Here is a 24,291-nt window from a genome sequence, read left to right as displayed (position 1 = left end):
ACTGGTTTTTCTGATGACCGATCAAGACTTTCTTAATGTCAGGGAATTACTCATCTGATGTCTGCAACAGATAAACCAGAAGCTAAAGTACGTGAGGCGGTGGCTGAGGATTTTGTCCGGGTTTATCCCTTGTTGAGGCAGCTAAACAGCACACGATTTACAGAAGCCATATGGAAAAGGCTGTTTACTAATCTTTGGGGACAGGAGAATTGGTCACCGGGTTACGTTCTGGATACGGGTGAAAAAATAGTGGGTTTTCTTGGCGGGTTCTATTCTGAGGAAATTGTTGGCGGGCAGAGGCAAGTGACCTGTAACCTGACAGCATGGATTGTTGATGAAGCATATCGCAGTTCCTCCTTGATGCTATTGATGCCTTTTTTGCGTAAAAAGTCCGTGGTGCTCACCAGCCTGACCTCTTCACCTGAGGCCTATACCGTTTATAAAAGGCTTGGGTTTAAGGATCTTGATACCCACGCCAGAGTCATTTATCCATGGCCATCTTTTTCGCATTCTCCAGAGTTGGTCACTGATCCAGAGAAGGTGAGAAAACTATTGAATGAGCAGGAGTGTCGATGTTTTGATGCTCATCTTCCATTGGATGTTAGGCAGTGCGTGATCAGGAAAGAGGATCGTGTTTGTTATTTATTGATTACTCGTCGTTTAAATCGAGGTCACATACACCGGCTAGGCGATGTCGAACTGTTCAGAGAAACCATCAGCCAGGTGCGATGGCCTCTCTGTAAAGCATTGAGTGTTAAGGCATTACAGGTTGATGAGCGGTGGCTGGCTGGTAAACGATTGTTGCTGTCTCGTTTGAAACGCTTTTCTCAACCGAAGCAATATAGAGGCAGCATTCCGGCAGACAGGGTGAATGCCAGTTACTCAGAATTGGTGGTGTTGGCAACAAACTGAAGTGCTGCATTTTGTTGCTATAGGGCTGTAGGAATTGTTTGAGTTGGTGGTTTTGTAAGCTTAGATCGTGCCCTGGCTTCGCCTGATCTCATTGGCCAGCCAGTATTTAATCAGTGATTGATAAGGCATATCTCTTTTGTTGGCCTCTTGTTTGATGCCGTCCAGCAAGCTTTCCGGCAGTTGTAAGGTTATGGCCTTGGTTGAAGGCTTCAGGTTCGGCAAGGTAACAGCTTCAGCCTTGCACCAGTCCACATAACCACTTGAGTCGTGGTGTTCCCAGAATGCTCGCTCTTCTTCCTCGGTTTTGAAATCAGGTCGTTTTCGTGTATCGCTCATAGCCTGTTTCGGTACAAAAAATGACTCAGGAAGCCTGATCAATATAGCCCAACAAACTACCAACCGTTTCGAAGATGGTCGCATCAATATCATCATCTGCTACGTTGATGCCAAAAGACTCTTCCATAGCAGTGATCACACCCACTACAGCCATGGAGTCAAACTCAGGAAGAGCGCCCAAAAGCTGGGTCTCTTTGTCAAAGGCCTGGGTGTCGACTTCCAGCACTTCCGCCAGTATCGTTTTGAGTTCGTCAATGTGTGCCATTTATATTTCCTGGTACTGCCGATCTGGAGCCCGGCCCTTGAACAGTCTGTAGAAATAAATCAGAGGGGCAACTCTATAGAGTTTCGGGGTTGGCATCAAGCCGGATATGTTGGCAAGTCTGCTGCATTCTGGTTGGCTTTTTGAGTTTGGCTCAGTTTATTGAGGACAGTAAATAACGTTCATAACCACTTTATCAAAAGGCCTGCCGCCAGCTCTTGAAAATCTGACTCATTAATCTAGCCATTTCTTCATGCAATCACTTCCAGAGAGGCAATTTTCAGGCTATGGTGTTTCTCTGCTGTTTGAACGAAGTACTGGTTTTGGTAGCAGAATAGGATGAGCTGGGCTCATAAGGCGATTGCTCCGTAAAGAGGCTCCGTCCAAATCATCATACAACTCATTATTTGAGGGGTACGATTTGTATTTTTCTCTAATTGCCAAACCAACTGATGGCTAGCAAATTAGCCAGGAATTGTCTAAGCGCATTTTTCTAATATCTTTGATTGGTGATTTTTAAGAAAAGATTGTAAGCTATGACGGTGATTGTATTTGGTGTTTTGAATCCTTTTTTATAAGCCCAGCATTTTATGTCATTTTTTATCTCTGGATTGTTCTTTATTAGTCGATATAAAAAATATGAGAAGTTACTCCTGCAGTTGCAAAAAATACTGACAAGATTATACAGTCTTTCTAAAGTATGTTTGTATTCTTTGAACTCATCTCTGCTGATTTTATGTTTGTTTTTTATTACTTCGTAATGAAAAAAAATTTCTTTTTCTTTAAATGAATAGCCGAAATTTTCTGAGTTTCTTTTTATGGAGCTAGTCAGGGCGGATTTGTTTTTTTCTACTAGCTTTTTAGAAAATTGGTTTGAATGTATTCTGTATTTCACTAATGGTTTTTTAATGATTCCTAACTGACATCTACTTTCTGTTATAGTTCTCATTAGGAAATCGTAGTCTTCAGCAAAGTCTATAGAACTATCGAATTGTAAATTTTTTATTGACTCCGCGCTCATCATTACTGTAGAGCAAGGTATAGTTTTTCCGAAAAAAAAGTAATTGAACTTTAGGCTGTTATCTTTCTCTGGATAAGACTTTATTTTGTTTTTCTTAGTATTGAACTCTTTTATCCATGAACCACAAACATCAATATTATTTGATTTCATGTAGTTGATTTGATCTTCTAGTCTGAACGGATAGCATATATCATCAGAATCTATAAGAGCAATATAAGATCCCGAAGCAACTGATAAGCCTCTGTTTCTAGCTTGCGATACTCCAAAATTCTCTTGCTCTAAATACTTTATTCTCTTTTCCCGGTCTTGTATTTTTAAAATAATATCTTTTGTTTTATCAGTGGAGCCATCATTGATAACTATTATCTCAATGTTATTATAGGTTTGGTTTATTATTGAAATTAAGCAATCTTCAATGTAAAGCTCAGAATTGAAAGCGGGTATAATTACACTAATAAGATTTTCTTGTGTGTTCATTGATAAACTTTATCCGCATTGGGGAAAAATCCTTTATTAGATAGAGAATGTGTTAACCCCAGATTCTTTGTTACTTATTTTTAATCAATTTATATAAATTCTTACTGATTTCTTGAAAAAGTTAAGGGCGAGGCACTAATTTTCATTTTAATAGCTATTCCTATTCCTAGAGGTAGCCAGAAATTAATCCAGTATATATGTGGTTTTGTGAAAATTTTGCTTACATCGGTTATGTAAGAAAAAAGTCCTATGCACAGCAAAGCAATTGCAATTTTAGTATTGATGTTTTCTCTAGTGGTATATAGGTTTTTAATCAGTAAACATAATAAAAATGCAAACAAAAATAAGCCAATAAAACCTAGCTCATAGAATACTTGAAGATATATATTATGAGCGTGAAAGGCTATAGTTCTATTTTGATTGTATGGTATTTGAAATTTTGCTCCGGCACCGTGACCAAACCAAAACCTTTCAAGAGACCTTTTGTAGGTTGTAAGCCAAATGCTTCCCCTTTCACTAAATGTTTTATTGAGAAAATCCTCTGATTCTTCTAATGACTCCATGAATTTAAACTTTGAACCAGTTGCAATTATTCCAGATGAGACAAGTTCTATTTCGTTAGTGGTATAAGTTGACTGTCTATTGTTTAATGTGTCTGAAATGCCTGTCGATATTTGGTCAGAAAAGTAAATCAAAGAACTTGAAATTGTTATAGCTAGTAGCGCAATGGTTGATTTTTTATTCTTTATAAGAATCCATGAAAGAAAATAAGATAAGAATAATGAGATTATGGGGCCTCTGGACCAGGTAAACATGACATAGGTATTAAGTACTAATAAAGAAATTAACTTTAAGAAAGATCTGGCTTTTGATGATTTTCTATCCGAAAAAAGCACAAATAAAATAGCTGAAAATGATCCGTAATAGATGGCGGCAGGGATTGGGTTGTCAAGATTTCCAAAGCCCCAGTCACCCATGTTACTGATTCTATATTCTCGAACTCCGATGGGTGCATCCAGAATAAAGAAGTGATTCAATAATGAAATAGCTGCACCAATAGAGATTATTAGTGCTGATGTTTCGAGTATTCGGCTGAAGTCCCAATAATCTGAACGAATTAGCATATATATGCTGAATATAAATAATACAATGTATATACCATCTTTGATAAACCTACCTGCATCTTCATCTGTGTCGGACCATAAAAAGGATAGAGTGTACAGAACGATAAAACATAGGGTCAATATTGCTAAGGTATTGACCCTATGTTCTTTGAATACTTCCTTGCCCGAAGTGAAGAGCAGTATAAATGCAGGAAGAATAAGCCAAGTATAAGTTTGAGAGATATGTGAACTGTTGTTTGGAAGTATGATCTGCCCTGTTAGGAAAACAATCATACCAAATGGAATAATCCATTTTAAAATAATGTGGTTGGTTTTATCTTGTAGCGATATATTCATAAATAAAAAAATATAAAATTTTAACACTATATGCTGGCTCTTTAGACCACCACTGGCTAAGTATTTTCCAGGCTGAAGATTTGACTAGCAATACAGCGAATATAAGCATATCCTTCGCTTTTTCTTTATTTGGTAGAGCAATGACTGAACGCAAGAAGCAGATTTTACAGCTTCAGAACAGCTTTAATGTCATGTCTTCTGACTTGGCAGAGCAAATCATCAAGGCGCTGCCATCTGACCAGTACGAAATTACAACAGCCTTTCTGAAAGGAAAGCCAGAAGCGGGTCAACCTGTTAGCGCTGCCGGAAAATCGGTCTATTTTGATTTTAGTAGTAAGCAGCTCAAAGGGATTCGACGCTGGTTTGCTGTACGAAGACTGTTACGCTTTTGTCGAGAACATCATTTTGACGGCATCATATGCCATCGCTTCAAACCGACTCACATCATGCTCAACCTTGCCAGGAAGCTGAATACAAAAGCTTTTATCAGTATCGCCCATGGTTTTGGTGATTATGACCGCTCTTATCGGCAAAAACTGGTAAACAGATTGGCTGATGAACGCTGGTGCTTTGTAGGGGTATCAAAGCCGGTTCAGAGCTATCTTATGAACACTATAAACCGCTTGAATGAGAGCAATACGGCAGTGATCAGTAATGCTATTGATATTGAACAGGCCGTTTCGATACAGCTAAGCCGTGAGCAGGCGAGGCTGGAACTGGGGCTGCCTGAGGATCGTTTTATTTTTGGCACTATAGGTCGATTGGTCGAGATTAAAGGTCATGCTGTAATGATTGATGCTCTGGCTAACATTTACCGGAAATATCCGGCTGCTGCAGTGGCCATCATTGGTTGGGGTGAGGAAGAACAAAACCTCAGGCAGCAGATCAATAACCTTGGTTTGCAAAACAGTGTTTTCCTGCTTGGAAAGAGAGAAGAAGCCATCAAATATGTTAAGGCATTTGATGTCTTCACTCTGCCTTCCTTCACAGAAGGTCTGCCCCTCGCGTTATTGGAGGGCATGTCGGGTGCTTTACCCATCATAGGTTCAGATATAGATACCATAAAACCTTACATAGAAGGTTTAGGGCAGGTTACTAAAGCGGGTGATCCAGAGAGTTTGGCTAAGGCCATGGAATATTATCTTTCACTGCCACCTGCTGCTATGGCAGAAGAAGGTCGTCATCTCTACGAGGCACTTTGTACAAGACACAATATTAATGATTTTCGTGAGTCCTATCACGATCTGTTGGATAAGATGCTAACCCGAAAAAGTTGAGCCATACGTAATAAAAAACTGATTAAATTGAAATATGAAATCGTTATTCAGAGCTTTGGAACTATCAGGCATTTTTGCGGTGCTGGCTGTAATTGGTGCAGGCATGTACCTATACACCAGCTGGCTTTGGATAATGCTTTTCTTTATGGCCTATATTTTACACGGGCTATTTTTTGCAGATCATATTTACTATCGACGACGCTGTGATTATCAGTGGGAAGTCGATAGCAAAGATAGCCAGCAAGCCGTGTTTAATGACTCTGTTTTGATGTTACCTGAATCATTAAGAACGGGGGGGCACACTGTTTTTCTCAGAGTTAAGATCAGTGCGAAATTTTCCGGAAAGCTTTTTGATCCTGCTCTGAGGATTCTATCCAATGGTCAGAAGTACGCCCAGTTCTTTGAGCGCAGTTGTAAAGGCTTCCGTTATATCAATCTAACCCCTGCTATAGAAGCGTTGGAGTATGCAGAGACACTGAGTCTCAGTGGCAGGCATTGTCGATTTGACAAAAAAAATGCCGAACTGATTGCTTTTAAAAAGCCTGATCTGGTGGGCAAAAAAGTTTTATTTATCTCACCCCACGCGGATGATGCCGAAATTGCGGCTTTCGGTCTCTATAAAAATACCGACAGTCTTGTTGTAACCATTACCGCCGGAGAGGCTGAACCAGAAACTTTTGATCGCTACATCAGTGATAATAAACAGGCTGCCATTATGAAGGGCAGGGTAAGAGCCTGGGACAGTATCATGGTGCCACAATGGGCAGGACTGAAGAGTGATCGTGTTATTCAGCTGGGCTACTTTTGCAAGCATTTAAAGAAAATGTACGACAGCCCAGAGCAAACCATTTCATCTGAGTATGCAGGGGTATCGGATACCAGGGTTTTTCGGGAGTTTAATCATATCAAACTGGCTTCTGATAACCATGGCACAGCCAGCTGGCAGCAGCTGGTTGATGACCTTGCAGAGCTGGTCGCCCTCTTTAAGCCTGACTATGTGGTGACACCACACCTTAATGTAGATGCTCATCAGGATCATCGATATAGTACTGCGGCGATCCAAGAAGCGATTATAAATAGTCGGCGGACAGATGTTTTTTTCATGTATTACGCCAACCACTTGGCCAATACAGATATGTACCCGTTTGGTCCTTCTGGTTCCATTGTATCCCTGCCCCCTGTCACTGGCGATGCAGTGAAACTGTCGGGAGCATTCTCCTACACCCTGAATGACTCAGAGCAAAAAAATAAGATTATGGCCATAGAGATGAACCATGACCTGCGAAGGCCTGTCCGATTCAAAAAGTGGTTGAGAAAGTGCCTGCAAAAAGCTCTGATCAAGCGTTATCAGCCAGACTATGGTGAAGATGAGTTTTTCCGAAAGGCAATCAGAACTAATGAGTTGTTCTTCTATTAACGCCTTGTTGGTCCTTTCCAGCTGAATAGCAGAGCTCTCAATGCTTTTCTGAAGTAACTCGGTTCAAAAAAAGTAAAAGGTGATCGACTGATTGCTTGCCAGTAATACTTAAGGGCTTGTCGGTAGTCACCAGCAATGTAGAGTGATCTGAAAATAGAGAGCAGTCGTCTGGTTTCGTACATTGGTTTCAGTGACATAAAGCGCCAAGGTATTCTTTCCGTGCTGAACACCTCATCAATAAGATCCAGGCCAACAGAAAGGTCCAGCGTCACGTCGTTTCTCATGCTGTCGTCGTGTTTGTGTATTTTAGCAACAGGCTTGTTAAGTGTGATGCATGGATAGTTAGCCAGCACATAGGCAAACATGGGTATGTCTTCAACACATCTGAAGTGAGCAGGGTACTGGTACCCGTCAAAGATCTCCCTGTGCATGGCCGTTGCACCATTGGCGATAGGGAGTTCATCTTTCAAAAGATACATTTTGAAGAGGGCTGCATTATCTTCTGGAGCCTTTGGTCTGGGTCGAAAGCGTTCTCTCCCGTCCGGTTCTACAGCAATATGAGCACCAATTACCATTCTTGCATCAGGGCGTGAATCAATGGCTTGACTCAGACTTTCAAGAGCGTTTTCGGCCAGCTCATCATCGGCATCAAGAAACATTAAATATTGGCCAGAGGTCTCTAAAACGCCGCAGTTTCTTGTGGCAGCCAAACCTTTATTAGGTTGAGTAATGGCCCGAAAAGTGTTCGGGTATTGTACGGTCAACTCGCTAATGACCTCTTCCGTATTGTCTTTGGAACCATCATTAATGATCAGTAGCTCATAGTCCTTGCAGTTTTGCTCTATGACAGATTTTACAGAGCGCTTCAGAGTATGGGCGTAGTTATAGCAGGGTATGACAATACTGAATAATGGGGCAGTCATAATGAGGAAGGATCGACAATATCCTTGCTGAGTTGGTTGATGACAGGTGTAAAGAAAGTACGGGCTTGAGGTTCATCTTTCCAGTTTCGGGCGAAGCGTGCCAGATCTTTGGGGTATTGCCTGAAATAGGTAGACGAGCAAGGATAGCTGGTTAAAGAGTCCAGATCTATCAATAAAGGCTGGTGATTCTGAATAATGAAATTCTGTCCTTTCAGGTCACCATGAATAATCAGAGATCGTTTCAAGGTATAAAGGATGTCATCTATTTCCTGAGCAACCGCAGGCCATTCAGGCTGAGGCTCAGCGCCTTCAGCAAAATATTTCATAGCATGAATACTTTCGACATATTCATGAATAACATAGCTGGTCTGTTTAAAAGGCCCCCAGCGCTTTTCCAGGATAGCGACGGGCCGTGCCGTCGGGATGCCAATGCTCTCCAGTAACTGAGCAGCATGCCAGGTTACAGCTGCTCTTGATGGAATAAGGCTGCGAGTCAGGCTATAGAGAAACCCTTTTGAATTGTACCTTTTGATGAAATACTGTTTTTTCCCGAATGTCACAACAGCAACGGTCGTGGCTTTTCCTGTCTTAATGATATGGCCTTGTCGGATAAAGGGGTCGGGGTCAGCAAGAAGGTTTGAAAGCTCCGGGCATTCATCTCTCTGATCGGTAATAGCCAACTGAAACCAGGACTTCTGATAACTAAATCCTCTCCTGGGCTTTAGACATTCTTCCAGCTTTAATTCTTTCTGCTTGCGAATACGTTGTATTTCCTTCAACAGTTCGAGTGGGGCTTTATGCGTCTCAAGAAGGCGATCAAACTTGGGTGGTAGTTCGGCAAAATGTTCAGGGCGTTCATTAGCCACCATGGCGTGGCGGATAAACTCGGACTTTTCGGAATCAGAGCTCAGTGACTGCCATTTCTGAAGGAATGGATCAGGCATATCACTCCCTTCCTTCAAAGAAGTTGAGGATTTTGCGGATTCGAACCTTGTCACTTGCCCTCAGTCGGCCTCCACAATAGAGCCGATAAAATCTTAGCCGTTGAGTGCGTGTAAGATGCTGCTTGCCCATCTTATCCAAACAGGCCAGGTCTTTGATAATGCCTCGCTCCAGGAAAAAGGGAAGAACCTTCTGGCCAGCAGGACAGTCAATGAAACAGATTTCAGGCTCTTCATTCTGGGAAACCAGAATATTTCGCCATTTGAGATCAGTATGGATGAAGCTCTGGCTATGCATGGTCCTGACGGCTGGCGCTAATTGTTCAATAACTTTGGCTATCCAGATCCGATCTTTTAGCCAGGGAATACTGTCTCTGACCATCTGGCGAAGATCCAGTGTATTGGGAGCCTCTTCAGTCACCAGAGCACCGCGCGTCATGACACCCCATTGGATCTCCTGCCCATAAGCGACCACTTTAGCTGCAGGAATACCGTGTTCATGGAAAAACAGCATACTTTCCCACTCACCCCGGATACGACTTCTGCCAATGTAACGGCGAAGATTTTTTCCGCCCCCGGTATATCGTTTGAGATAGTAGCCTTTACCATCAATTTCGGTGCGGCACATGGAGCTGATGATATCCCGGGTAATTTCAACGCCGGTCATGGCAAACGTGCTCTCGAGCGTAGAGAAAGCATTACCAACCGGCGTGTCATTGTAGGATTCCGACAATGTCCAACTGGACGACATCAAAAAAGGAATGCGCATATTCTACATGGCCCATAACTGGGCGGAATCTTCACAAGTTCAAAGCTTGGATATTTCAGTGCAGATGGGGATTCCAAACGGTTTTTCTCATCAGGAATCGTAGTGTTGACATCCTCCCCGCCTAAAGAGGCTGTCGCAAAACTCTGGTTCCCATGCTCCAGCGAACCCATACCTATCTCGCGCTGCAGAGTACGCTTTTCAGGGGAGGTATGCATTCCCACGCAGAGCGTGGGAATGAGTTGTATGACCAATTGGATTTTGTCAGCATCTATGCCCCATTTCTTTTCGGCGCATTCGTTTGTACAGTTTTGTCGTTTTCATTTCTGCTGTTTTTCACCGGTTCAGGTATTGTTCCAGAGCTTCTCTCAAAGGCATGCTGTTTCACACCTCTGGTATATCGTTTCAGGTAGTAGCCTTTATCACCAACCTCATTACGGCACATGGAGCTGATAATATCACGGGTAGTTTCGCACCAATCACGGTAAAAGTGCTCTCGAGCGAAGCGACAGCATTGCCAACCGATGTGTTATTACAGGATTCCGTCAGTGTTCAACTGGATGACTTTGGCTCCTGTTTTGCCAAGGGGCAGTTATTTGCCTTTGACAGAGAGAGTTACGGCTCATATATGTTAGGGGTTTTGCCACTTGAAGCGAACTCTGTGGAAATTAGAAGTGTGAGGTAGCTTTTTGTTGTATTGAAGGCGTCCAGAGATAATACCGGGAAAAATGCCTATTGCTTGAGAGAATTGGCTGATAGCAGCTTTAGTGAAAACCCCTTCTTTCAAGAAAGCAGAGTATTCACTTTCAGGAATTAATGTTGTCTGTGCAAATTTATCTGCTTCAGACTCTTGTCTGATATATTGTTGATCTTTAGAATCATTTTCCAAGAATGTGATTCTTTTATCATGTAGCAAAATGTGTCCAATTTCATGCATTAAACTAAACCAAAATATATCAGACCAACTACCTCTCATAGACATCATTATTACAGCCTTGCTTTTGCCTATCCAGTAAGTTGCACCTGTAGTATAAGTTTTTGAGAAATGCGGGATGACAACTAACGCTATGCCACAATCGGCAAGTAAATTACTCAGCTTTTCTAACAGAGTCTTTGGCTCTGTTTCAAAAGTAAGCTCTCTCAAAACCGGGAGAGATTGTTGAAGTTTTACTTTATCAAATTGCCTGACTTCTGTTCTGGACGCAAGAATATGGCCAGCTCTAAGCCAAGCTGCCAGAGCTTCATGAGAAGTACTTTCTTTCTTATTCTGCCTGAATGCAGGAGCGTATTCCTTCACAGAAGTAATATGGAAGAGCGAGGAAACACCAAAAAATTTTCGGAGTTCTTTGACTTTCTCCAAAGGTTTTCTTGTTTTTTCAACAAGGCCTAATTTTGCTATCTCTGTATATGGGTAGGCAGAAGCTAATTGTAGCTCGTCTTTTGCCTTCTTTTCATCAGCATCCTTTGCCATTACCAAGCGATATTCGGACTCAAGATTGCTCCAGAAATACGCAGGCACACCGACAACTTGCTCAAGCTGAAGAGCGGTTTCTGGTGTGATAGCCTTTTCTCCTTTGAGAATCTCATTGATGGCTTGAGGAGGTCGACCCATTCTACGAGCTAGCTCTGCTTGGGTAATATCCATCTCTTCAAGCACTTCCTCCAAATACTCACCCGGGGGAATGGCCAAATCGGACACGTAAGTCTGTTCAGTCATCATAGTGCTTGCTCACTTCTTCAATCATTGCGATATTCAGCGTGTCACCCTCGACGGTGAATATCAGTCTATAAAACCCCGTCAGATTAATAGCATTCACCAGAGCACCGCACGTCATGACACCCCATTAGATCACCTGCCCATAAGCGATCACTTTGGCTGCAGGAAATGAAGGTTTAGGGCTAAGTTTTAAGCGTCACTCTTTCCCGCTTTTCGTTCCATGCGCTGATACAGTTTTACGGCTTTCTTCTCAATGCGATTGAGCAAAGCGCTGTATTTTTTTAATGTGTCTCTGAGAGACAGCCCTGTATAGGCTTTCAAAAAACGAAAAACATCATTTCGGCTGATGCCATAATCCATGGCAGAGAAGTAGAGTCCAGATAAGTCTTTCAGTCGCCAGCGCTCGGGAATTTTATCCCGAATCTGGGCCCGGTGAAGGTCAATCAGATAAAACTTCAAGTGTTTCGGATCAGGGGCCTGAGTTTTTGGCATCATGAAATGGCAAAGATAGTAATCACGATGATTGACGCCATTATCATGGAGTTTTTTGCTGATTTCTGCCAGCTTCAACGTTATAGCTTGCTTCAATCGAAAGGAAGGAGGAGCGGTTTTCCAATGCTCGCAAAAATCCTCCAGAGTGACCATATTCGCCAGCTCTTCAGTCACCAGAAAAGAGCGAAGTGTGGCAGGGTTATTCCCGGTTTCTCCGTAGGCGACAAGTGTCATGGTATCGATGCCAATCTCATGGAGTTTGTTCAGAGCTTCCCACTCGTTTCTGGCACCGAGAACGGGCTTACGCAAATGCACAAAGTTCTCAAGTATTTCAAACCAGCCCACACCCCCATGAACTTTGGCAAAATAGCCTTTGCCATTCAGTTCAAATCGAAAGGTACGGCGAGCTTCAAGTGCTCTGTAGACCTCTCCATCCATTGTTTCCAACAGGGATTGGGGGTCCTTGCCTTGCCAGGCTTTTTTAAAATCGTTTCTAAGATATAGCATTAAGAAATCGAGAAGTGGCCAGACTTTCGATCAGCCTGTTCAATAATAATATCAGCGGCCCGCTCAGGCAGGCTATACAGGTCCTCAGAGCGACTGAAAGCAATGGCATTGTTTTGCCATTCCAGCCAATGCTCTGAATCAAGCATGTTGCTGACAGCCTCATTCAGAGAACCCTGATTAAACGGACTTGGTAGTACAGTGCCTGCTTTGGCTTCATCGATATAATGCCCATAGCCACAGACATCGGTGGTCAGCACAGGCAACCCAGCAACCAGTGCTTCCAGCAGAACGGTCCCAGTATTCTCATTGTAAGCCGGATGAATCAGCAAGTCGGCACCCAGCAGAAACCGGGGGACATCATCTCGGCCAGCAAAAAAGCGAAGCTGGTGCTCAATGCCCAATTGTTTGGCCAGTGACTCAAAGGGTTTTTGTTTGTCCTGACCTATCACAAAGAAACGAGTGCCCTGTTTTTGACAAGCGGGCAATGAAGCAATAGCCCTGATGGCTCGATCCAAACCTTTGGTTTTGAAGCCTGAACCCACCATCAGAACGAGTTTGTCCCCATCAGTGAGCGAAAACTCTTTTCTGAATTCTGCCCTCACGGCTTCGGCATTTTCAGGTCGACATCGATCCTTTGAAATACCCGGAGGCAGCAAATGAATGCGCTCTTCAGGGGTATGGTAATACCGCTGAAAGACAGGCTTTTGCAGTGCAGATATCAGCAGGGAAACGGTTTTGCTTTCCTGAGAGAAAACCGCTTCCTCAAAGGCTTGGTAATATCGAAAGCGTGATGTGAGTCGATACCACCAGCCTTTTGATTGGGCTTTGTCCAGATAACAGGTGTCGGCGGCATAATAGATATCCAGCCCCGGCATTTTATTAAACCCTGTCAAAATGACTTCTGGCTGGTCGGCTAATGTTTTGCCGATCTGTTGTTGGAAGCTCTTCATCCTGACATGGTTTGAATGACCGTTGACTTTAAGAACCCGGATATCAAAACCGTCAGGCTTTTCGCCCTGCCAGCAGGTGGTAAAAACAAGAACTCTATGGCCTCTTTTCTGGCATTCAAGCGCAATCCTCAGAAAATCTCTCTGTAACCCCCCAAAAGGAAAATACTTATAAAGCGCAAAAGCCAATATCATGAAGACGCCTCTTGCAGAAGCTTCTCCAGGTAGGGCCAGACATAATCCGGGGTCATAGGGGTGAAAATGTCCGGGTCGGCTTTTGGAAGCTGGCATTCAGGGCACTGGTCAACGGTCAGATGAATCTGTGAGCTTCCGTAGGCTCCCACCCGGTCAGGACGGGTCGGGCCGTATAGAGATACAGCGGGTGTTTCCAGAGCTGCCGTCAAATGGCCTAGTCCTGTATCGACAGCAACCGCCGCTTTAGCATTTGCTATGACCCCGGCAATACCACTCAGGCTGAGGCGTGGCAGCACCTCAATATTATCGGAACATTTTGCGATGCAGTTGGCTCGTTCTTGCTCTTTTTCGTTGCCCCAGGGAATGACGATATGCATTCCCGCTGCCTGAACTTTATGGGCCAGTTGGCACCAGTAAGTTTCTGGCCAGTGTTTGGTGGGCCATGTGGTGCCATGAATAAAAACGACATAGGGTTTATTTTGAATCAGGTCGCCATCGAATCGGGATTGGTCGAGCAAAAACTGTCCGGGTTCTGTTGGCAATTCGTAGTCCAGTGATTTGGCAAACAGCTGTCGTACACGCTCGACGGCGTGTTGCCCCCAGTTAACCGTTTTTGGGAAGTCATAAAACTTGGCAGAAACGGGTTCCCGGGCTGAGTTTTTATTCAGCCCGAACTTGGGGCCCCGCGCCATTCGCGTAATAAGAGCGCTTTTCAATAATCCCTGGGCATCGATAACTGCATCGTATTCTCTGAATTTAAGATCTTTGCGAAAACGACGCCACTCGCCTGAGTGGACTGTGTTCAGGATCGATTTTCGCCATCTTCTCACCGCGACAGGTATGACTTTATCGACAGCAGGGTGCCAGCGCGGGATTTCCGCAAACCCTTCTTCTACGACCCAGTCAAACCGGATGCCCGGAATCGCTTTGGCAGCATCGGTGAGGGCTGGAAGTGTGTGAATCACATCGCCCATGGAGGTGGTTTTTACAATAAGAACTTTCAACCCTGAATCTCCAGAGTCTGTTCACCAGACAGTCGTTCCAGGGCGTCCAGAACCATTTCGGGTCCCAGCTTTTTCATGCAGTCCATGTGTTCCAGAGGACATTCACGTTTAAAGCAGGGGCTGCATTCCAGTCCCAACCAGAGTGTTTCACTGTTGTCGTTCATTGGCGGGGTATGAGCAGCAGTGGTCGAGCCATAAACAGCCACCAGAGGTCGAGAAAGTGCGGCGGCAATGTGCATAAGGCCAGAGTCATTGGAAACCACAGCATGGGCCAGAGACATCAGGTCAACGGCATCCGCCAAAGTGGTTTGTCCTGCCAGATTAAAACAACGTTTATGCAGATTTCTGGGCAGGTAGCCCATGATTTCCTGGGTGACGGCATGGTCTTTTTCAGAGCCGAACAACCATATTTGCCAGCCTTTCTGAGCCATCGTCAAAGCCACTTCGCCGTAGTAACCGGCAGGCCACTGTTTCGAGGGGCCAAACTCAGCGCCAGGACAAAGCGCCAGAATGGGCAAGTCATCAGACAGTTGATAGCGATGCAATGCTTTGGCAACACTCTGGCTGTCAACACTCAAGGCAGGTTTGGGTAGAGGGGAGGGCAGTGGCGACTTATCCGGATAGGCCAGAGCAACAAAGCGTTCAACCATAAGAGGGTATTGCTCTTTGTCCAGAACTCTCAGGTCGTTAAGCAGGCCATACCTCATTTCTCCCCGCCAGCCAATTCTGACAGGAATGCCGGCAAGGAATGGAATCAGGGCAGACTTTAGTGAATTGGGCAGAAGAATGGTCCGGTCATACCCTTGTGCTTTCAGGTCTCTGGCTATTCTTCTGCGCACGGCCAGATTCAGGCTGCCATGGCCTACGGGCATATCAATCCCGTTCCGGACTTCAGGCATGCGCTCAATGATGGGGCGGCTCCAGCCTGGTGCCAGTACGTCGATGACAGCCTCTGGATGTTGTCGTTTCAGGGCAATGAACAAAGTTTGAGCCATTACCATATCCCCCACCCAGGAGGGACCGACAATCAAGTACTTCACGTTGCTGCAGTTCCTGTTTCAGGGAGGCTTCTGGAGCCTCCTGGGGATCGATCCGGAATCGATCTCTTGTAATTGGGCACGCTACCGCCCTCAGTGAGAGCACGCTGTCACCGATGGCAGAATATGCACACTGGACAGTGTCCAGTTTCAAATATGCAGGGTACCCCGTCTGAAGATAGGCCGGGGATACATTACATCCATGTAAATAAAAAGCGGCGTAGATTATACGCCACTTTTTCTGATCAATAACTCAGTAATTCTTACAGCTTATGGAATGAAAGCCAGTGATTCAGATCACATGAGCCAGCCACTCAGGGTATGCTTCCCGCTGGCCCTGAACCTGATCAAAGTACATAGTTTGCAGCTGTTCGGTGATGGGGCCACGTTGACCACTGCCGATGATGCGGCCATCGTGCTCGCGAATAGGCAGTACTTCAGCGGCTGTTCCGGTGAAGAAAGCCTCTTTGGCAATATAAACTTCGTCACGGGTAATGCGCTTTTCCCTGACTTCCAGACCCAGTTCCCCGGCAAACCGGATAATGGTGTCACGGGTAATTCCTTCCAGACAGGAAGTCAGCTCAGGTGTGTAGAGAATACCATCTTCTTTGACAATGAAGATGTTTTCACCACTGCCTTCCGCCACGTAACCTTCGTTGTCCAGCAGCAGAGCTTCTTCGCAGCCGCTGTCCAGTGCTTCACGCAGTGCCAGCATGGAGTTCATGTAGTTACCATTGGCCTTGGCCTTGCACATGGTGATGTTTACGTGGTGACGGGTGTAGGAAGAAGTACGGATTTTGATACCTTTCTCTTTGGCGTCAGGGTCCATGTAAGAAGGCCAGTTCCATGCAGCAACGATGCAGTGAACAGTTAGCCCTTCTGCACGAAGGCCCATGCCTTCAGAGCCCAGGAAGCACATGGGGCGGAGATAGGCACTGTCAAGACCGTTCTCACGAACCACCAGCTTTTGAGCTTCGATCAGCTCTTCACGGGAGTAAGGGATCTTCATACCCAGGATATGAGCACTTCTGAACAGTCGATCCGTATGTTCTTCCAGACGGAAAATAGCAGGACCCTTGTCGGTGTTGTAGGCTCGAACACCCTCAAAGACGCCCATGCCATAGTGCAGGGTATGGGTCAGAACGTGGGTTTGTGCTTCTCGCCATGGAACCAGCTTGCCATCAAACCAAATAACGCCATCTCTATCGGCGAAGGACATGCGAAAACTCCCGATGCAATCCAGTAATTTTAACCATGAGAATGTAGCTAAGTTCATCGCCAAATGGGCAGCTTTGTTTTCTCACGGTGGTATTGTGATTTTATTGAAGACCCTTAGTGAAAGTCTTGTCATCACTTTGGGTGACAAAAGTCTTTCTGTGCTCATGGTTGTTTCGTGTTCATGGCTACTCAGCCCGGTGGGTCTCAAGCCAGGCTTGCAGGCCGCTGTGGGTAAGGCGGCCATGATTCTGTCTGTGCTTCGGTTATCTGCAGGCAGACGAGTATTGGATCATACTTTGCTACTGATTCCAAACCGCCGGGACATTCATTCCAGCCATAGCTGCCAAAGCGCTTCAACCTGACGGGTGAAGGCCTCCACCAAGGGGATTTCCACAAAGGATGGCTCGTTTTGCAAAGCTTTCAAGTGAGCCGCTTTTCTCAAGACTTTATAAGCTTCTCTAAGCCCTTTGCCTTCACTGGCTGTCAGGTAGCCGACTTTTTCCAGTGACTCCGAAATTCGAATGTTATCCGGAAATTGCGCAATTTCCGGGTGAGCGTGAGCATGGGCTAATACGGCGTATTGCATAAGAAACTCAATATCGACAATGCCGCCGCGATCGTGCTTTAGATTAAAGAGGGGTTGCCCCTGTTCATCCCGTCGGGACTTTGTCAGATGCTCTTGCATTTTATGGCGCATCCTGATGACTTCTGCCTTCAAGGTGGCAGGGTCCCTGCCAATGGCCAGAATACTTTTGCGAAGTGATTCAAACTTTGCTGTCAGCTGTTTATCGCCAGCTACTGCCCTGGCCCGGACCAGAGCCTGATGCTCCCAGGTCCAGGCGTCATTGCGCTGGTACTTTTCGAAAGATGTGAGTGAACTGACCAGCATTCCTGAAGCGCCTGAAGGGCGCAGACGCATGTCGACTTCATAGAGTCTTCCGGAAGGGGTTTGAGCGGTGAGAATGTGTATGATTCTCTGTCCCAGTCGTGTATAGAAGGTAGAACTTTCTATGGAGCGCGAGCCGTCTGTTTCTTTATTGAGAGCGCCGTTATGCACGAACACCAAATCCAGGTCCGATCCCGGACTGAGTTCAATGCCACCCAGTTTGCCGTAGCCAATGATGATAAAGCCAGGATCGCAGATGGAACCGTCTTCACCCACAGGGTGCCCATGTCGCTCAACCATGGTTTTCCATGCGAGGCCGACCACTTGATCCAGCAAGGCTTCGGCAATCCAGGTCAGGTAATCGCTTTCCTTCATTAAGGGTAATGTACCAGCAACCTGTGCTGCCGCTACTTTCAAAAGATGTGACATCTTGAAGTAGCGCAGCGCTTCCATCTGGGCCTCCAGATCATCTTCCGGAATATGAGTCAGTTGTTGTCTGAGGTCGTGCTCAAGTTCCGCTTTTTTGGGTGGGTTATAGAGATCACCAATATCCAGGAACTCATCCAGCAAGGCCGGATGTCGGGCAATCTGGTCTGCTATCCAGGGGCTGGCGGTACAGAGGCTGATCAGGTGCTCCAGAGCTTTGGGGTTTTCCATCAGCAAAACCAGGTAAGCCGTTCGGCGTAAAACACTTTCAATAAGCGGAAGAATTCGGGTCAGTGCCAGATCAGGCTGTTCGCTACGACCGATATGTTCCAGCAGCGAAGGCATGAAGTGGTCAAGTCGCTCACGGCTTTGGCGGCGGATTCTGGTGATGGCTCTGCCATCCCTGAGCGCTGACAGACGTTGCCTCGATGCTTGTGGCTCTGAAAAGTGGTTCTCCTGAAATTGTTTTAATTCCTCGTCTTCGTTGAGATTGCCCTGCCAGAGCAGCTTCCAGTGCTCCTGAACCGTCTGTTCCTGATCGTTGGATGTATCCGGTAAGGACACAACCTCATCAAAGTGTCCCAAGACCTGCTCTCTGTGATGATCCAGCTTACTCATCAGGGAAGACCAGTCCTGGTGCCCTGCAATAAAAGCAATTCTTTCCTGTTGCAGGGTATCGACCGGCAGTTCCTGAGTCTGTCTGTCTTGCAGCGCCTGAATAGCATGCTCTAAATTTCGAAGGTATATGTAGGCTTCAGTTAACGCCTGTGTAACGAACTCTGGCAGGTAATGCGGCGAGAGTCGGTTGAGAATGTTGAGCAGTCCCTTTTCCTGAAGGCTTCGATCCCGGCCACCGTGGATCAGCTGAAATGATTGGGCAATAAATTCAATTTCTCTGATGCCGCCGGGACCTAATTTGATGTTGCCCTGCATGCCTTTGCGCTTTACTTCTCTTTGAATCAGGGCCTTCATATCCCTGAGTGCAGAAATAGCACTGAAATCAATGTACTTTCTAAAAGTGAATGGCTTCAGAATGTTGAGCAGATTCTGACCTTCCGGGATATCTCCGGCAATGGCCCTGGCCTTGATCATGGCATAGCGTTCCCAGTCTCTGCCCTGATCCTGATAATACTGCTCCATAGCGGAAAAACTCATGGCCAGTGCACCGCTGGTACCATAAGGCCTCAGTCGCATATCAACCCGGAACACAAAGCCGTCCACCGTTTGATTGTCCAGGACTTTGATCAGACGTTGCCCAAGCCGGATAAAGAACTCCTGATTATCCAGAGAGCGAGCTCCACCCAACGTTTCACCCTTATGGGGATAGGTGAACATCAGGTCGATGTCGGAAGAAAGATTCAGTTCCTGCCCACCCAGCTTGCCCATGCCGAGTACGATCATCTTTTGTGGTTGAGGTGTTTCTCCATAGGAAGCCCCCATCGGGGTACCCCAGGTTTTGCAGGCTTCTTCATACAGCCAGTCCATTGACTGATCGACGCAGGCATCCGCCATAGCAGAAAGATCCAGTGTGGTTTCCTGCATGGAGCACAGGCGGTTGAGGTCACGCCAGATGATTTTGACCATCTCACGGTTTCTGTAGACCCGGAGTTGCTGCATCAGGTCATTTTCGTTGAGGACTTCCTGAGTCAGCAGGCGGAGGGCATCCTGATGCCTCTCGGGTTTGGGGTTTTTTAATAAATCCGGATTCTGATGGAGTTGGAAAACAAGATCCGGATGCTTCAGGCATTGTTCAAAAGCAAAGTCGCTGCCCGCCCAGGTTTTATAAAGTTGGGAGAGAAAATCGGGAGATAATGAGTCAGATCTGTCAGCCAGATCTTTTGCTCGACAGGTTTCCAGAAACTCGTCCCATTGCTTGTTCAGGATGCTTTTTACCGATGCAGGGCAGTTCATTCGCTCAAGGCTTTTGATTGACTCAAGGCTGTAATCTGGCGACGCCATTAGTGGAAGCCCTCTTTAGCAAGGTGGGTGAGCAGTGCTCGAACTTTGGGGGTTGAGCCACGGTGACTGGGATACAACGCATATAAGTCCACAGGCTCGAACTGCCAATCGGGCAGAATATTGATGAGCGTACCTGCTGCCAGGGCATGCTTTGCCATGTACTCTGGCAGTTCGGTGATACCCAACCCCCTGATGGACATTCTCATCAGCATGGAAAAGTCATCGCAGCGTAGACTCGGCTCAAACTTCAGGGTTCTATTTTCTTGTCCGCAAAAGAGATGCCAATCGGGATTGCGCTCCTTTGCACTCATCAACATTAGCGGATGCTCTAATAAGTCGCCCGGCGTTTTGATTTTATGTTTTGCAAAACCCGGAGCCGCATAAAGACGCAGATGGATGGAGCAGAGTTTCCTGGCAATCAGTCCAGAGTCTGGCAAGTCTCCAATTCTAAACGCCAGATCGTACCCCTCTTCAATCAGATCAACACGTCGGTTCGTCAAGGTAAGGTCGAGTTCAACCTCAGGGTACTCTCGGCAGTAATCGGTGAGGTGATCGCCCAGCAATGACTGACCGACACCGAGAGAGGTACACACTCGCAGGCGGCCCTGAGGTTTTTCCAGCATGGATTCCACTGCACTGGCTGCGGCCTCATATTCCTCTTTGATTCTTTTGCAGTACTGATAGTAGCGCAGACCGATTTCAGTCAGATGCAAGGTTCTGGTTGAACGTTCCAACAGCCGCACACCCAACCGGGATTCCAGCCGGGTGATCTTGCGGCTGATGTTGGATTTCGGCGTATTCAGTGCTTCTGCTGCCTGGGTAAAGCTGCCTCTCTCGACTACCGTTGCAAACACCATCAGATCATTAAGGTCAGTCATTTGTTATCAAATATTGAACAGTGTTTTGTATGAATGAATATATATCAACTTTGGATAACAAACTAATCTGGTTTCATCACTGACTGGAAAACAGGGATTGAGCGATGGAAATTTTGACCTTAGAGCAACTACCACAAGGCGGTTTTGCCGGACTGGAAGAAAAACAGGTCGTCACAGATCAGCGAGTATTTGGTGCTCGAAAGCGTCCTGAGACAGCCAACGGCATAGGTAACTTCGTTTATCTTGCTGATGCCAGCTTCTTGCCCCACGGCGAGACAGGTATGCACCCCCACCAAGAGATCGACGTCATCAGTGTGATGGCAAAAGGCCGGATAAGCCACGCTGGATCTTTGCAACACGGCAAAGGTTTAGTGGCCCCGGAGGCGCAGGTACAACGAGCGGGAGGTGAAGGGTTTGCACATAACGAAGTGAATCCGGATGAAACCCCCAATCAATTGATTCAACTGTGGGTTCTGCCAGAAACAAAGGGCGAGCCAGCGGGTTACAAGGCTTATACCCCGGAAACCAATGTCAGAACACGCATCTATGGAGGAAGTAAAAAACAGACGAAAACGTTTGATAGCCACACCGTGGTAGAAATGGTTCAGGCCACCGAAGGATACCAGACAGAGCATAGCGGTGAGGTTTTGGCTTATCTCAGTACTGGCAAGGCAAGCATTAATGGCGAAACCATTCAGGCTGGCACTCTGGTAAGAGCGACGGAATTGAACTTTGTCGCCCAACAAGAGAGCCAGCTGATTCTGATTTTTACCGAATCTTTTGAATGAAACAGAGCACTGATAAGGACATGACCATGACAACAAAATACTCTGAGTTTTTAACGCCGGACAACGCTGTATTAACAATGATCGACCACCAGACGGGTTTGATGGTCGGGCTGGGTGATGAACACCCGACGGTGCTGAAAAACAACATTGTTGGCCTGACCAGAACGGCAAAAGCCATTGGCTTGCCATCGGTGGTGACTGCCAGCTTGCCTGAGGGGCCAAATGGTCCGGTGATGCCTGAAATTACCGACGTACTGGGCGGGGAAGTGATTGAGCGTGAAGGGCAGATCAATGCCTGGGATAGCCTGGCGTTCAGGCAAGCCATTGAGAAAACAGGCCGCAAAAAAATCATCATGGCCGGTGTTGTAACGGACGTATGTTTATTATTTCCGGCATTGTCCGCCATTGAAGAAGGCTACGATGTGTATGCCGTGATCGATGCCTCGGGTACCTGGAATAAAACGGTTCAGGAAGTCACGATACAGCGTTTGGCTCAGGCGGGTGTGAAAGTGACGACCTGGGCTTCGGTTCTGGCAGAGCTGATGAACGACTGGCGCAGTGAATACGGTGAAGCGTTGGGGCAGGTATTGGCTGAGCATACGACCAAATACGGTTATGTGATGAACAGTTATTTCGCAAGAGGATAGTCATGGGTGGCGAGCTCAACAGCTCGCCAGTTAACCATCATTGGGTAGCACTATTTTCACGACTTGTTGAGGCAGTGTCCTTATCCGGAATTAAAGAGTTCTTAAGCTGGTTAACCAGTCTTTGTAAATGCGTAATATCTTTTATATTTCTTACCGAATAATAAACGTATTTATAAGTGTCTGTGGGTTCAGTTGTGAACAATCTGGAGTATTCAGGGGAGGGATTGTCCTGAGTTATCCTGTTGCCATCTGCATCTTTAAAACAAGCCTCCCAGAAAAGATCAATGGCTGCATCTCGTTTGTTGGCGGAAAGGGCAAAGAAAATTAATGCAAAATTACCAACCGCCTCATACTTGTCTTCCAAGGATGAGCCTTGTTGAAGAATAATGTTTACACGCTCTGTCTCTTGACGGGCAACCTTCTCTACCAGAGCCTGTCGATCTGTATTCAAGCCTTTGATGACATTTTCTTTGAACTGATGCAAGTTAAAGCTTTTACGTGCATGAAATTTTCTTGACATCCTGGCTATACGGGTGAGGGAGTGGCAGAAGCCAAAGCGGAAGGTGTGGGTACAACTGGCACAATAATCAACAATATGTTCATAGTCTTCCCCAAGGGCGTTGCACATTGCAGCAGCAAGATGTACATATACGTCGCCGATTGCCTGTTTTTCCATGAGCCTTTTGCAATTCAGCACAAACATAATTGGATTAACGAAAGACTTTTCTAAAACTTTGAAAGGTATTTCTTCATCATCCTCTGAAAGGTCAAGATTGGGTTGATGAGTATTCGGGGACGGGTCATAACCTATATGACCAAACGACGGACGAGGTATCGGATGTTCAGTCTCTCTTTGAGCACGGGAAGGAGAGTTTTGCTGGTCCCCTCCAGCCAACCCGCTACCACCGGATGGCGGTTGGACTTGACAAACGCCATGACAGGAACCGACGTAACAATTGAAACCGTACGTGTGCCGGTGTTGTTCAGGGCCCTGGTTACCGCCGCCAGAGCCGGAAAACGTAAACCTGAAAAAAGAGCCTCTAGGTTGGGTGGTTGATCCAGAGGCCTGCTGACCGGATGATGCTGATGGCGGGTTTTGTTGGCCACTATTTTGTTGGCCACTTTGTTGTTGACCCTGCCCGGGTAGCATCATAGTGGTGATGTCAAATGGGTGATCCTGACCTGACTCCGATTGATCCACTGGGCTGAACTGCGGCGAATCGTAGTTCCAATATCTTTCCAATAGCCAGCCAACGGTGACAAACACTTCTAATGGTATTCTTGAATAGGGTTTCACGTTCAGAGCGGCGTCACTGTCGGTCATCATCAGTTCATTAGCAACCAGAAAATGAGCGGCGTGAATCAATGGCCAGGAGACCGACTCAAAAAAGGCAGTTTCTACCCCATAACCACCAGGTCCGAGTGGTTTGTCATCAGGCAGAAAAGTTGACTCTGCGCAGCCGTTAGTGTCGGCAAGGTGAAACGGGGTACCCGGCAATTTATGTTGGTCTGGCTTTATAAACAAGCTCTCTTTTGAAAAGGCTCCATCCTGTTGAAACCCGAGAACAAAACGTCTTGTCAATGGTTCGGCCTGACAAACGACAGACAACCATGTAAACAGTAACAGCAGCGCCATAGACAACGAGTTTTTCATTAATCCCACTTTGATAGTCTGTTGCTTGTAGTAGTGCTTAGGCATTCATTTTCTACAGGGCAAAGTTAGACCAAGAAAGTGATAGATCAAAAAATAAGCGTGTTTTTTTCAAAAACAAACAGTGTCATCCCTGACCTATGCTGG

General features: G+C 46.0%; 23 protein-coding genes. 6 read left to right on the top strand and 17 right to left on the bottom strand.

Features of this window, described 5'->3' with window-relative positions; genetic code table 11:
- Positions 1-57 precede the first annotated feature (57 nt).
- Positions 58-912, top strand: a complete 855-nt coding sequence (locus tag ACOJUN_RS06100) for a hypothetical protein (RefSeq protein WP_422135773.1) — start codon at positions 58-60, stop codon at positions 910-912.
- Positions 913-972: 60 nt separating this feature from the next.
- Here the strand turns inward: ACOJUN_RS06100 and ACOJUN_RS06095 are convergent, their stop codons facing one another.
- The 4 genes from ACOJUN_RS06095 to ACOJUN_RS06080 form a co-directional block, all read right to left on the bottom strand.
- Entirely contained in the window at positions 973-1,248 is a 276-nt protein-coding gene (locus tag ACOJUN_RS06095) for a BrnA antitoxin family protein (protein WP_422135772.1), read from the bottom strand.
- Between the two features lie 25 nt (positions 1,249-1,273).
- Complete coding sequence (locus tag ACOJUN_RS06090; protein ID WP_422135771.1) at positions 1,274-1,513, bottom strand: acyl carrier protein; 240 nt, start codon at positions 1,511-1,513, stop codon at positions 1,274-1,276.
- Between the two features lie 490 nt (positions 1,514-2,003).
- Positions 2,004-3,008, bottom strand: a complete 1,005-nt coding sequence (locus ACOJUN_RS06085; RefSeq protein WP_422135770.1) for a glycosyltransferase family 2 protein — start codon at positions 3,006-3,008, stop codon at positions 2,004-2,006.
- Between the two features lie 101 nt (positions 3,009-3,109).
- Positions 3,110-4,495, bottom strand: a complete 1,386-nt coding sequence (locus ACOJUN_RS06080) for an O-antigen ligase family protein (protein WP_422135769.1) — start codon at positions 4,493-4,495, stop codon at positions 3,110-3,112.
- 113 nt (positions 4,496-4,608) lie between these two features.
- On the opposite strand from ACOJUN_RS06080, the gene ACOJUN_RS06075 reads away from it, so the two are divergent.
- The gene (locus ACOJUN_RS06075; protein WP_422135768.1) at positions 4,609-5,745 is read left to right on the top strand and encodes a glycosyltransferase; all 1,137 of its coding nucleotides are present in this window, start codon (positions 4,609-4,611) and stop codon (positions 5,743-5,745) included.
- 34 nt (positions 5,746-5,779) lie between these two features.
- The gene (locus tag ACOJUN_RS06070) at positions 5,780-7,162 is read left to right on the top strand and encodes a PIG-L family deacetylase (RefSeq protein WP_422135767.1); all 1,383 of its coding nucleotides are present in this window, start codon (positions 5,780-5,782) and stop codon (positions 7,160-7,162) included.
- On the opposite strand, the gene ACOJUN_RS06065 is transcribed toward ACOJUN_RS06070, so the two are convergent.
- The 10 genes from ACOJUN_RS06065 to ACOJUN_RS06020 form a co-directional block, all read right to left on the bottom strand.
- Complete coding sequence (locus tag ACOJUN_RS06065) at positions 7,159-8,085, bottom strand: glycosyltransferase family 2 protein (RefSeq protein ID WP_422135766.1); 927 nt, start codon at positions 8,083-8,085, stop codon at positions 7,159-7,161. The two genes, ACOJUN_RS06070 and ACOJUN_RS06065, sit on opposite strands and share 4 nt — an antisense overlap.
- Positions 8,082-9,029, bottom strand: a complete 948-nt coding sequence (locus ACOJUN_RS06060) for a lipopolysaccharide kinase InaA family protein (protein ID WP_422135765.1) — start codon at positions 9,027-9,029, stop codon at positions 8,082-8,084. The genes ACOJUN_RS06065 and ACOJUN_RS06060 overlap by 4 nt, the downstream gene beginning before the upstream one ends.
- A 1-nt stretch (position 9,030) precedes the next feature.
- Positions 9,031-9,795, bottom strand: a complete 765-nt coding sequence (locus tag ACOJUN_RS06055) for a lipopolysaccharide kinase InaA family protein (RefSeq protein WP_422135764.1) — start codon at positions 9,793-9,795, stop codon at positions 9,031-9,033.
- Positions 9,796-10,423: 628 nt separating this feature from the next.
- On the bottom strand, positions 10,424-11,512 hold the full coding sequence (locus ACOJUN_RS06050) for a HigA family addiction module antitoxin (protein WP_422135763.1): 1,089 nt from the start codon (positions 11,510-11,512) through the stop codon (positions 10,424-10,426).
- Positions 11,502-11,627 (bottom strand): hypothetical protein, encoded by a 126-nt coding sequence (locus ACOJUN_RS06045; protein ID WP_422135762.1) that lies wholly within the window; start codon positions 11,625-11,627, stop codon positions 11,502-11,504. The genes ACOJUN_RS06050 and ACOJUN_RS06045 overlap by 11 nt, the downstream gene beginning before the upstream one ends.
- Before the next feature lie 71 nt (positions 11,628-11,698).
- On the bottom strand, positions 11,699-12,508 hold the full coding sequence (gene rfaP / locus ACOJUN_RS06040; protein ID WP_422135761.1) for a lipopolysaccharide core heptose(I) kinase RfaP: 810 nt from the start codon (positions 12,506-12,508) through the stop codon (positions 11,699-11,701).
- Entirely contained in the window at positions 12,508-13,650 is a 1,143-nt protein-coding gene (locus ACOJUN_RS06035; RefSeq protein ID WP_422135760.1) for a glycosyltransferase family 4 protein, read from the bottom strand. Before ACOJUN_RS06035 ends, rfaP begins: the two co-directional genes overlap by 1 nt.
- Complete coding sequence (waaC, locus tag ACOJUN_RS06030; RefSeq protein WP_422135759.1) at positions 13,647-14,654, bottom strand: lipopolysaccharide heptosyltransferase I; 1,008 nt, start codon at positions 14,652-14,654, stop codon at positions 13,647-13,649. The genes ACOJUN_RS06035 and waaC overlap by 4 nt, the downstream gene beginning before the upstream one ends.
- Positions 14,651-15,694 carry a lipopolysaccharide heptosyltransferase II gene (waaF, locus tag ACOJUN_RS06025; protein ID WP_422135758.1) on the bottom strand — a complete coding sequence of 348 codons (1,044 nt, stop codon included), beginning with the start codon at positions 15,692-15,694 and terminating at the stop codon, positions 14,651-14,653. The genes waaC and waaF overlap by 4 nt, the downstream gene beginning before the upstream one ends.
- Before the next feature lie 289 nt (positions 15,695-15,983).
- Positions 15,984-16,910, bottom strand: a complete 927-nt coding sequence (locus ACOJUN_RS06020; RefSeq protein ID WP_422135757.1) for a branched-chain amino acid transaminase — start codon at positions 16,908-16,910, stop codon at positions 15,984-15,986.
- A gap of 13 nt (positions 16,911-16,923) precedes the next feature.
- Between ACOJUN_RS06020 and ACOJUN_RS06015 the strand changes: the two genes are divergently transcribed.
- Positions 16,924-17,271 (top strand): hypothetical protein, encoded by a 348-nt coding sequence (locus ACOJUN_RS06015; RefSeq protein ID WP_422135756.1) that lies wholly within the window; start codon positions 16,924-16,926, stop codon positions 17,269-17,271.
- Here the strand turns inward: ACOJUN_RS06015 and glnE are convergent.
- Positions 17,235-20,180: a bifunctional [glutamate--ammonia ligase]-adenylyl-L-tyrosine phosphorylase/[glutamate--ammonia-ligase] adenylyltransferase gene (gene glnE, locus ACOJUN_RS06010; RefSeq protein ID WP_422135755.1), complete on the bottom strand. Its 2,946-nt coding sequence runs from the start codon at positions 20,178-20,180 to the stop codon at positions 17,235-17,237. The two genes, ACOJUN_RS06015 and glnE, sit on opposite strands and share 37 nt — an antisense overlap.
- The gene (locus ACOJUN_RS06005; RefSeq protein WP_422135754.1) at positions 20,180-21,058 is read right to left on the bottom strand and encodes a LysR family transcriptional regulator; all 879 of its coding nucleotides are present in this window, start codon (positions 21,056-21,058) and stop codon (positions 20,180-20,182) included. Before ACOJUN_RS06005 ends, glnE begins: the two co-directional genes overlap by 1 nt.
- Positions 21,059-21,162: 104 nt before the next feature.
- On the opposite strand from ACOJUN_RS06005, the gene ACOJUN_RS06000 reads away from it, so the two are divergent.
- The gene (locus ACOJUN_RS06000) at positions 21,163-21,846 is read left to right on the top strand and encodes a pirin family protein (RefSeq protein WP_422135753.1); all 684 of its coding nucleotides are present in this window, start codon (positions 21,163-21,165) and stop codon (positions 21,844-21,846) included.
- Positions 21,847-21,872: 26 nt separating this feature from the next.
- The gene (locus ACOJUN_RS05995) at positions 21,873-22,493 is read left to right on the top strand and encodes an isochorismatase family protein (RefSeq protein WP_422135752.1); all 621 of its coding nucleotides are present in this window, start codon (positions 21,873-21,875) and stop codon (positions 22,491-22,493) included.
- 37 nt (positions 22,494-22,530) lie between these two features.
- Here ACOJUN_RS05995 and ACOJUN_RS05990 read toward each other — a convergent pair whose 3' ends face one another.
- On the bottom strand, positions 22,531-24,192 hold the full coding sequence (locus tag ACOJUN_RS05990; protein WP_422135751.1) for a hypothetical protein: 1,662 nt from the start codon (positions 24,190-24,192) through the stop codon (positions 22,531-22,533).
- Positions 24,193-24,291 lie beyond the last annotated feature (99 nt).

Origin of the sequence: Endozoicomonas sp. ALD040, from assembly GCF_049275945.1 — a bacterium.
GTDB lineage: Bacteria > Pseudomonadota > Gammaproteobacteria > Pseudomonadales > Endozoicomonadaceae > Endozoicomonas_A.
The sequence above is the reverse complement of the archived record's forward strand: the minus strand, read 5'-3'. Positions and strand labels throughout refer to the sequence as shown.

Bases quoted from the DNA above. Each gene is read 5' to 3' on its own strand.
- glnE (WP_422135755.1), bottom strand. From the start codon at position 20,180: ATGGCGTCGCCAGATTACAGCCTTGAGTCAATCAAAAGCCTTGAGCGA.
- ACOJUN_RS06035 (WP_422135760.1), bottom strand. From the start codon at position 13,650: ATGATATTGGCTTTTGCGCTTTATAAGTATTTTCCTTTTGGGGGGTTA.
- ACOJUN_RS05995 (WP_422135752.1), top strand. From the start codon at position 21,873: ATGACAACAAAATACTCTGAGTTTTTAACGCCGGACAACGCTGTATTA.
- ACOJUN_RS06015 (WP_422135756.1), top strand. From the start codon at position 16,924: ATGCAATCCAGTAATTTTAACCATGAGAATGTAGCTAAGTTCATCGCC.
- ACOJUN_RS06000 (WP_422135753.1), top strand. From the start codon at position 21,163: ATGGAAATTTTGACCTTAGAGCAACTACCACAAGGCGGTTTTGCCGGA.
- ACOJUN_RS05990 (WP_422135751.1), bottom strand. From the start codon at position 24,192: ATGCCTAAGCACTACTACAAGCAACAGACTATCAAAGTGGGATTAATG.
- ACOJUN_RS06005 (WP_422135754.1), bottom strand. From the start codon at position 21,058: ATGACTGACCTTAATGATCTGATGGTGTTTGCAACGGTAGTCGAGAGA.
- ACOJUN_RS06050 (WP_422135763.1), bottom strand. From the start codon at position 11,512: ATGATGACTGAACAGACTTACGTGTCCGATTTGGCCATTCCCCCGGGT.
- ACOJUN_RS06065 (WP_422135766.1), bottom strand. From the start codon at position 8,085: ATGACTGCCCCATTATTCAGTATTGTCATACCCTGCTATAACTACGCC.
- ACOJUN_RS06090 (WP_422135771.1), bottom strand. From the start codon at position 1,513: ATGGCACACATTGACGAACTCAAAACGATACTGGCGGAAGTGCTGGAA.
- ACOJUN_RS06060 (WP_422135765.1), bottom strand. From the start codon at position 9,029: ATGCCTGATCCATTCCTTCAGAAATGGCAGTCACTGAGCTCTGATTCC.
- rfaP (WP_422135761.1), bottom strand. From the start codon at position 12,508: ATGCTATATCTTAGAAACGATTTTAAAAAAGCCTGGCAAGGCAAGGAC.
- ACOJUN_RS06045 (WP_422135762.1), bottom strand. From the start codon at position 11,627: ATGACGTGCGGTGCTCTGGTGAATGCTATTAATCTGACGGGGTTTTAT.
- ACOJUN_RS06020 (WP_422135757.1), bottom strand. From the start codon at position 16,910: ATGTCCTTCGCCGATAGAGATGGCGTTATTTGGTTTGATGGCAAGCTG.
- ACOJUN_RS06075 (WP_422135768.1), top strand. From the start codon at position 4,609: ATGACTGAACGCAAGAAGCAGATTTTACAGCTTCAGAACAGCTTTAAT.
- ACOJUN_RS06070 (WP_422135767.1), top strand. From the start codon at position 5,780: ATGAAATCGTTATTCAGAGCTTTGGAACTATCAGGCATTTTTGCGGTG.
- ACOJUN_RS06100 (WP_422135773.1), top strand. From the start codon at position 58: ATGTCTGCAACAGATAAACCAGAAGCTAAAGTACGTGAGGCGGTGGCT.
- ACOJUN_RS06095 (WP_422135772.1), bottom strand. From the start codon at position 1,248: ATGAGCGATACACGAAAACGACCTGATTTCAAAACCGAGGAAGAAGAG.
- ACOJUN_RS06055 (WP_422135764.1), bottom strand. From the start codon at position 9,795: ATGCGCATTCCTTTTTTGATGTCGTCCAGTTGGACATTGTCGGAATCC.
- ACOJUN_RS06085 (WP_422135770.1), bottom strand. From the start codon at position 3,008: ATGAACACACAAGAAAATCTTATTAGTGTAATTATACCCGCTTTCAAT.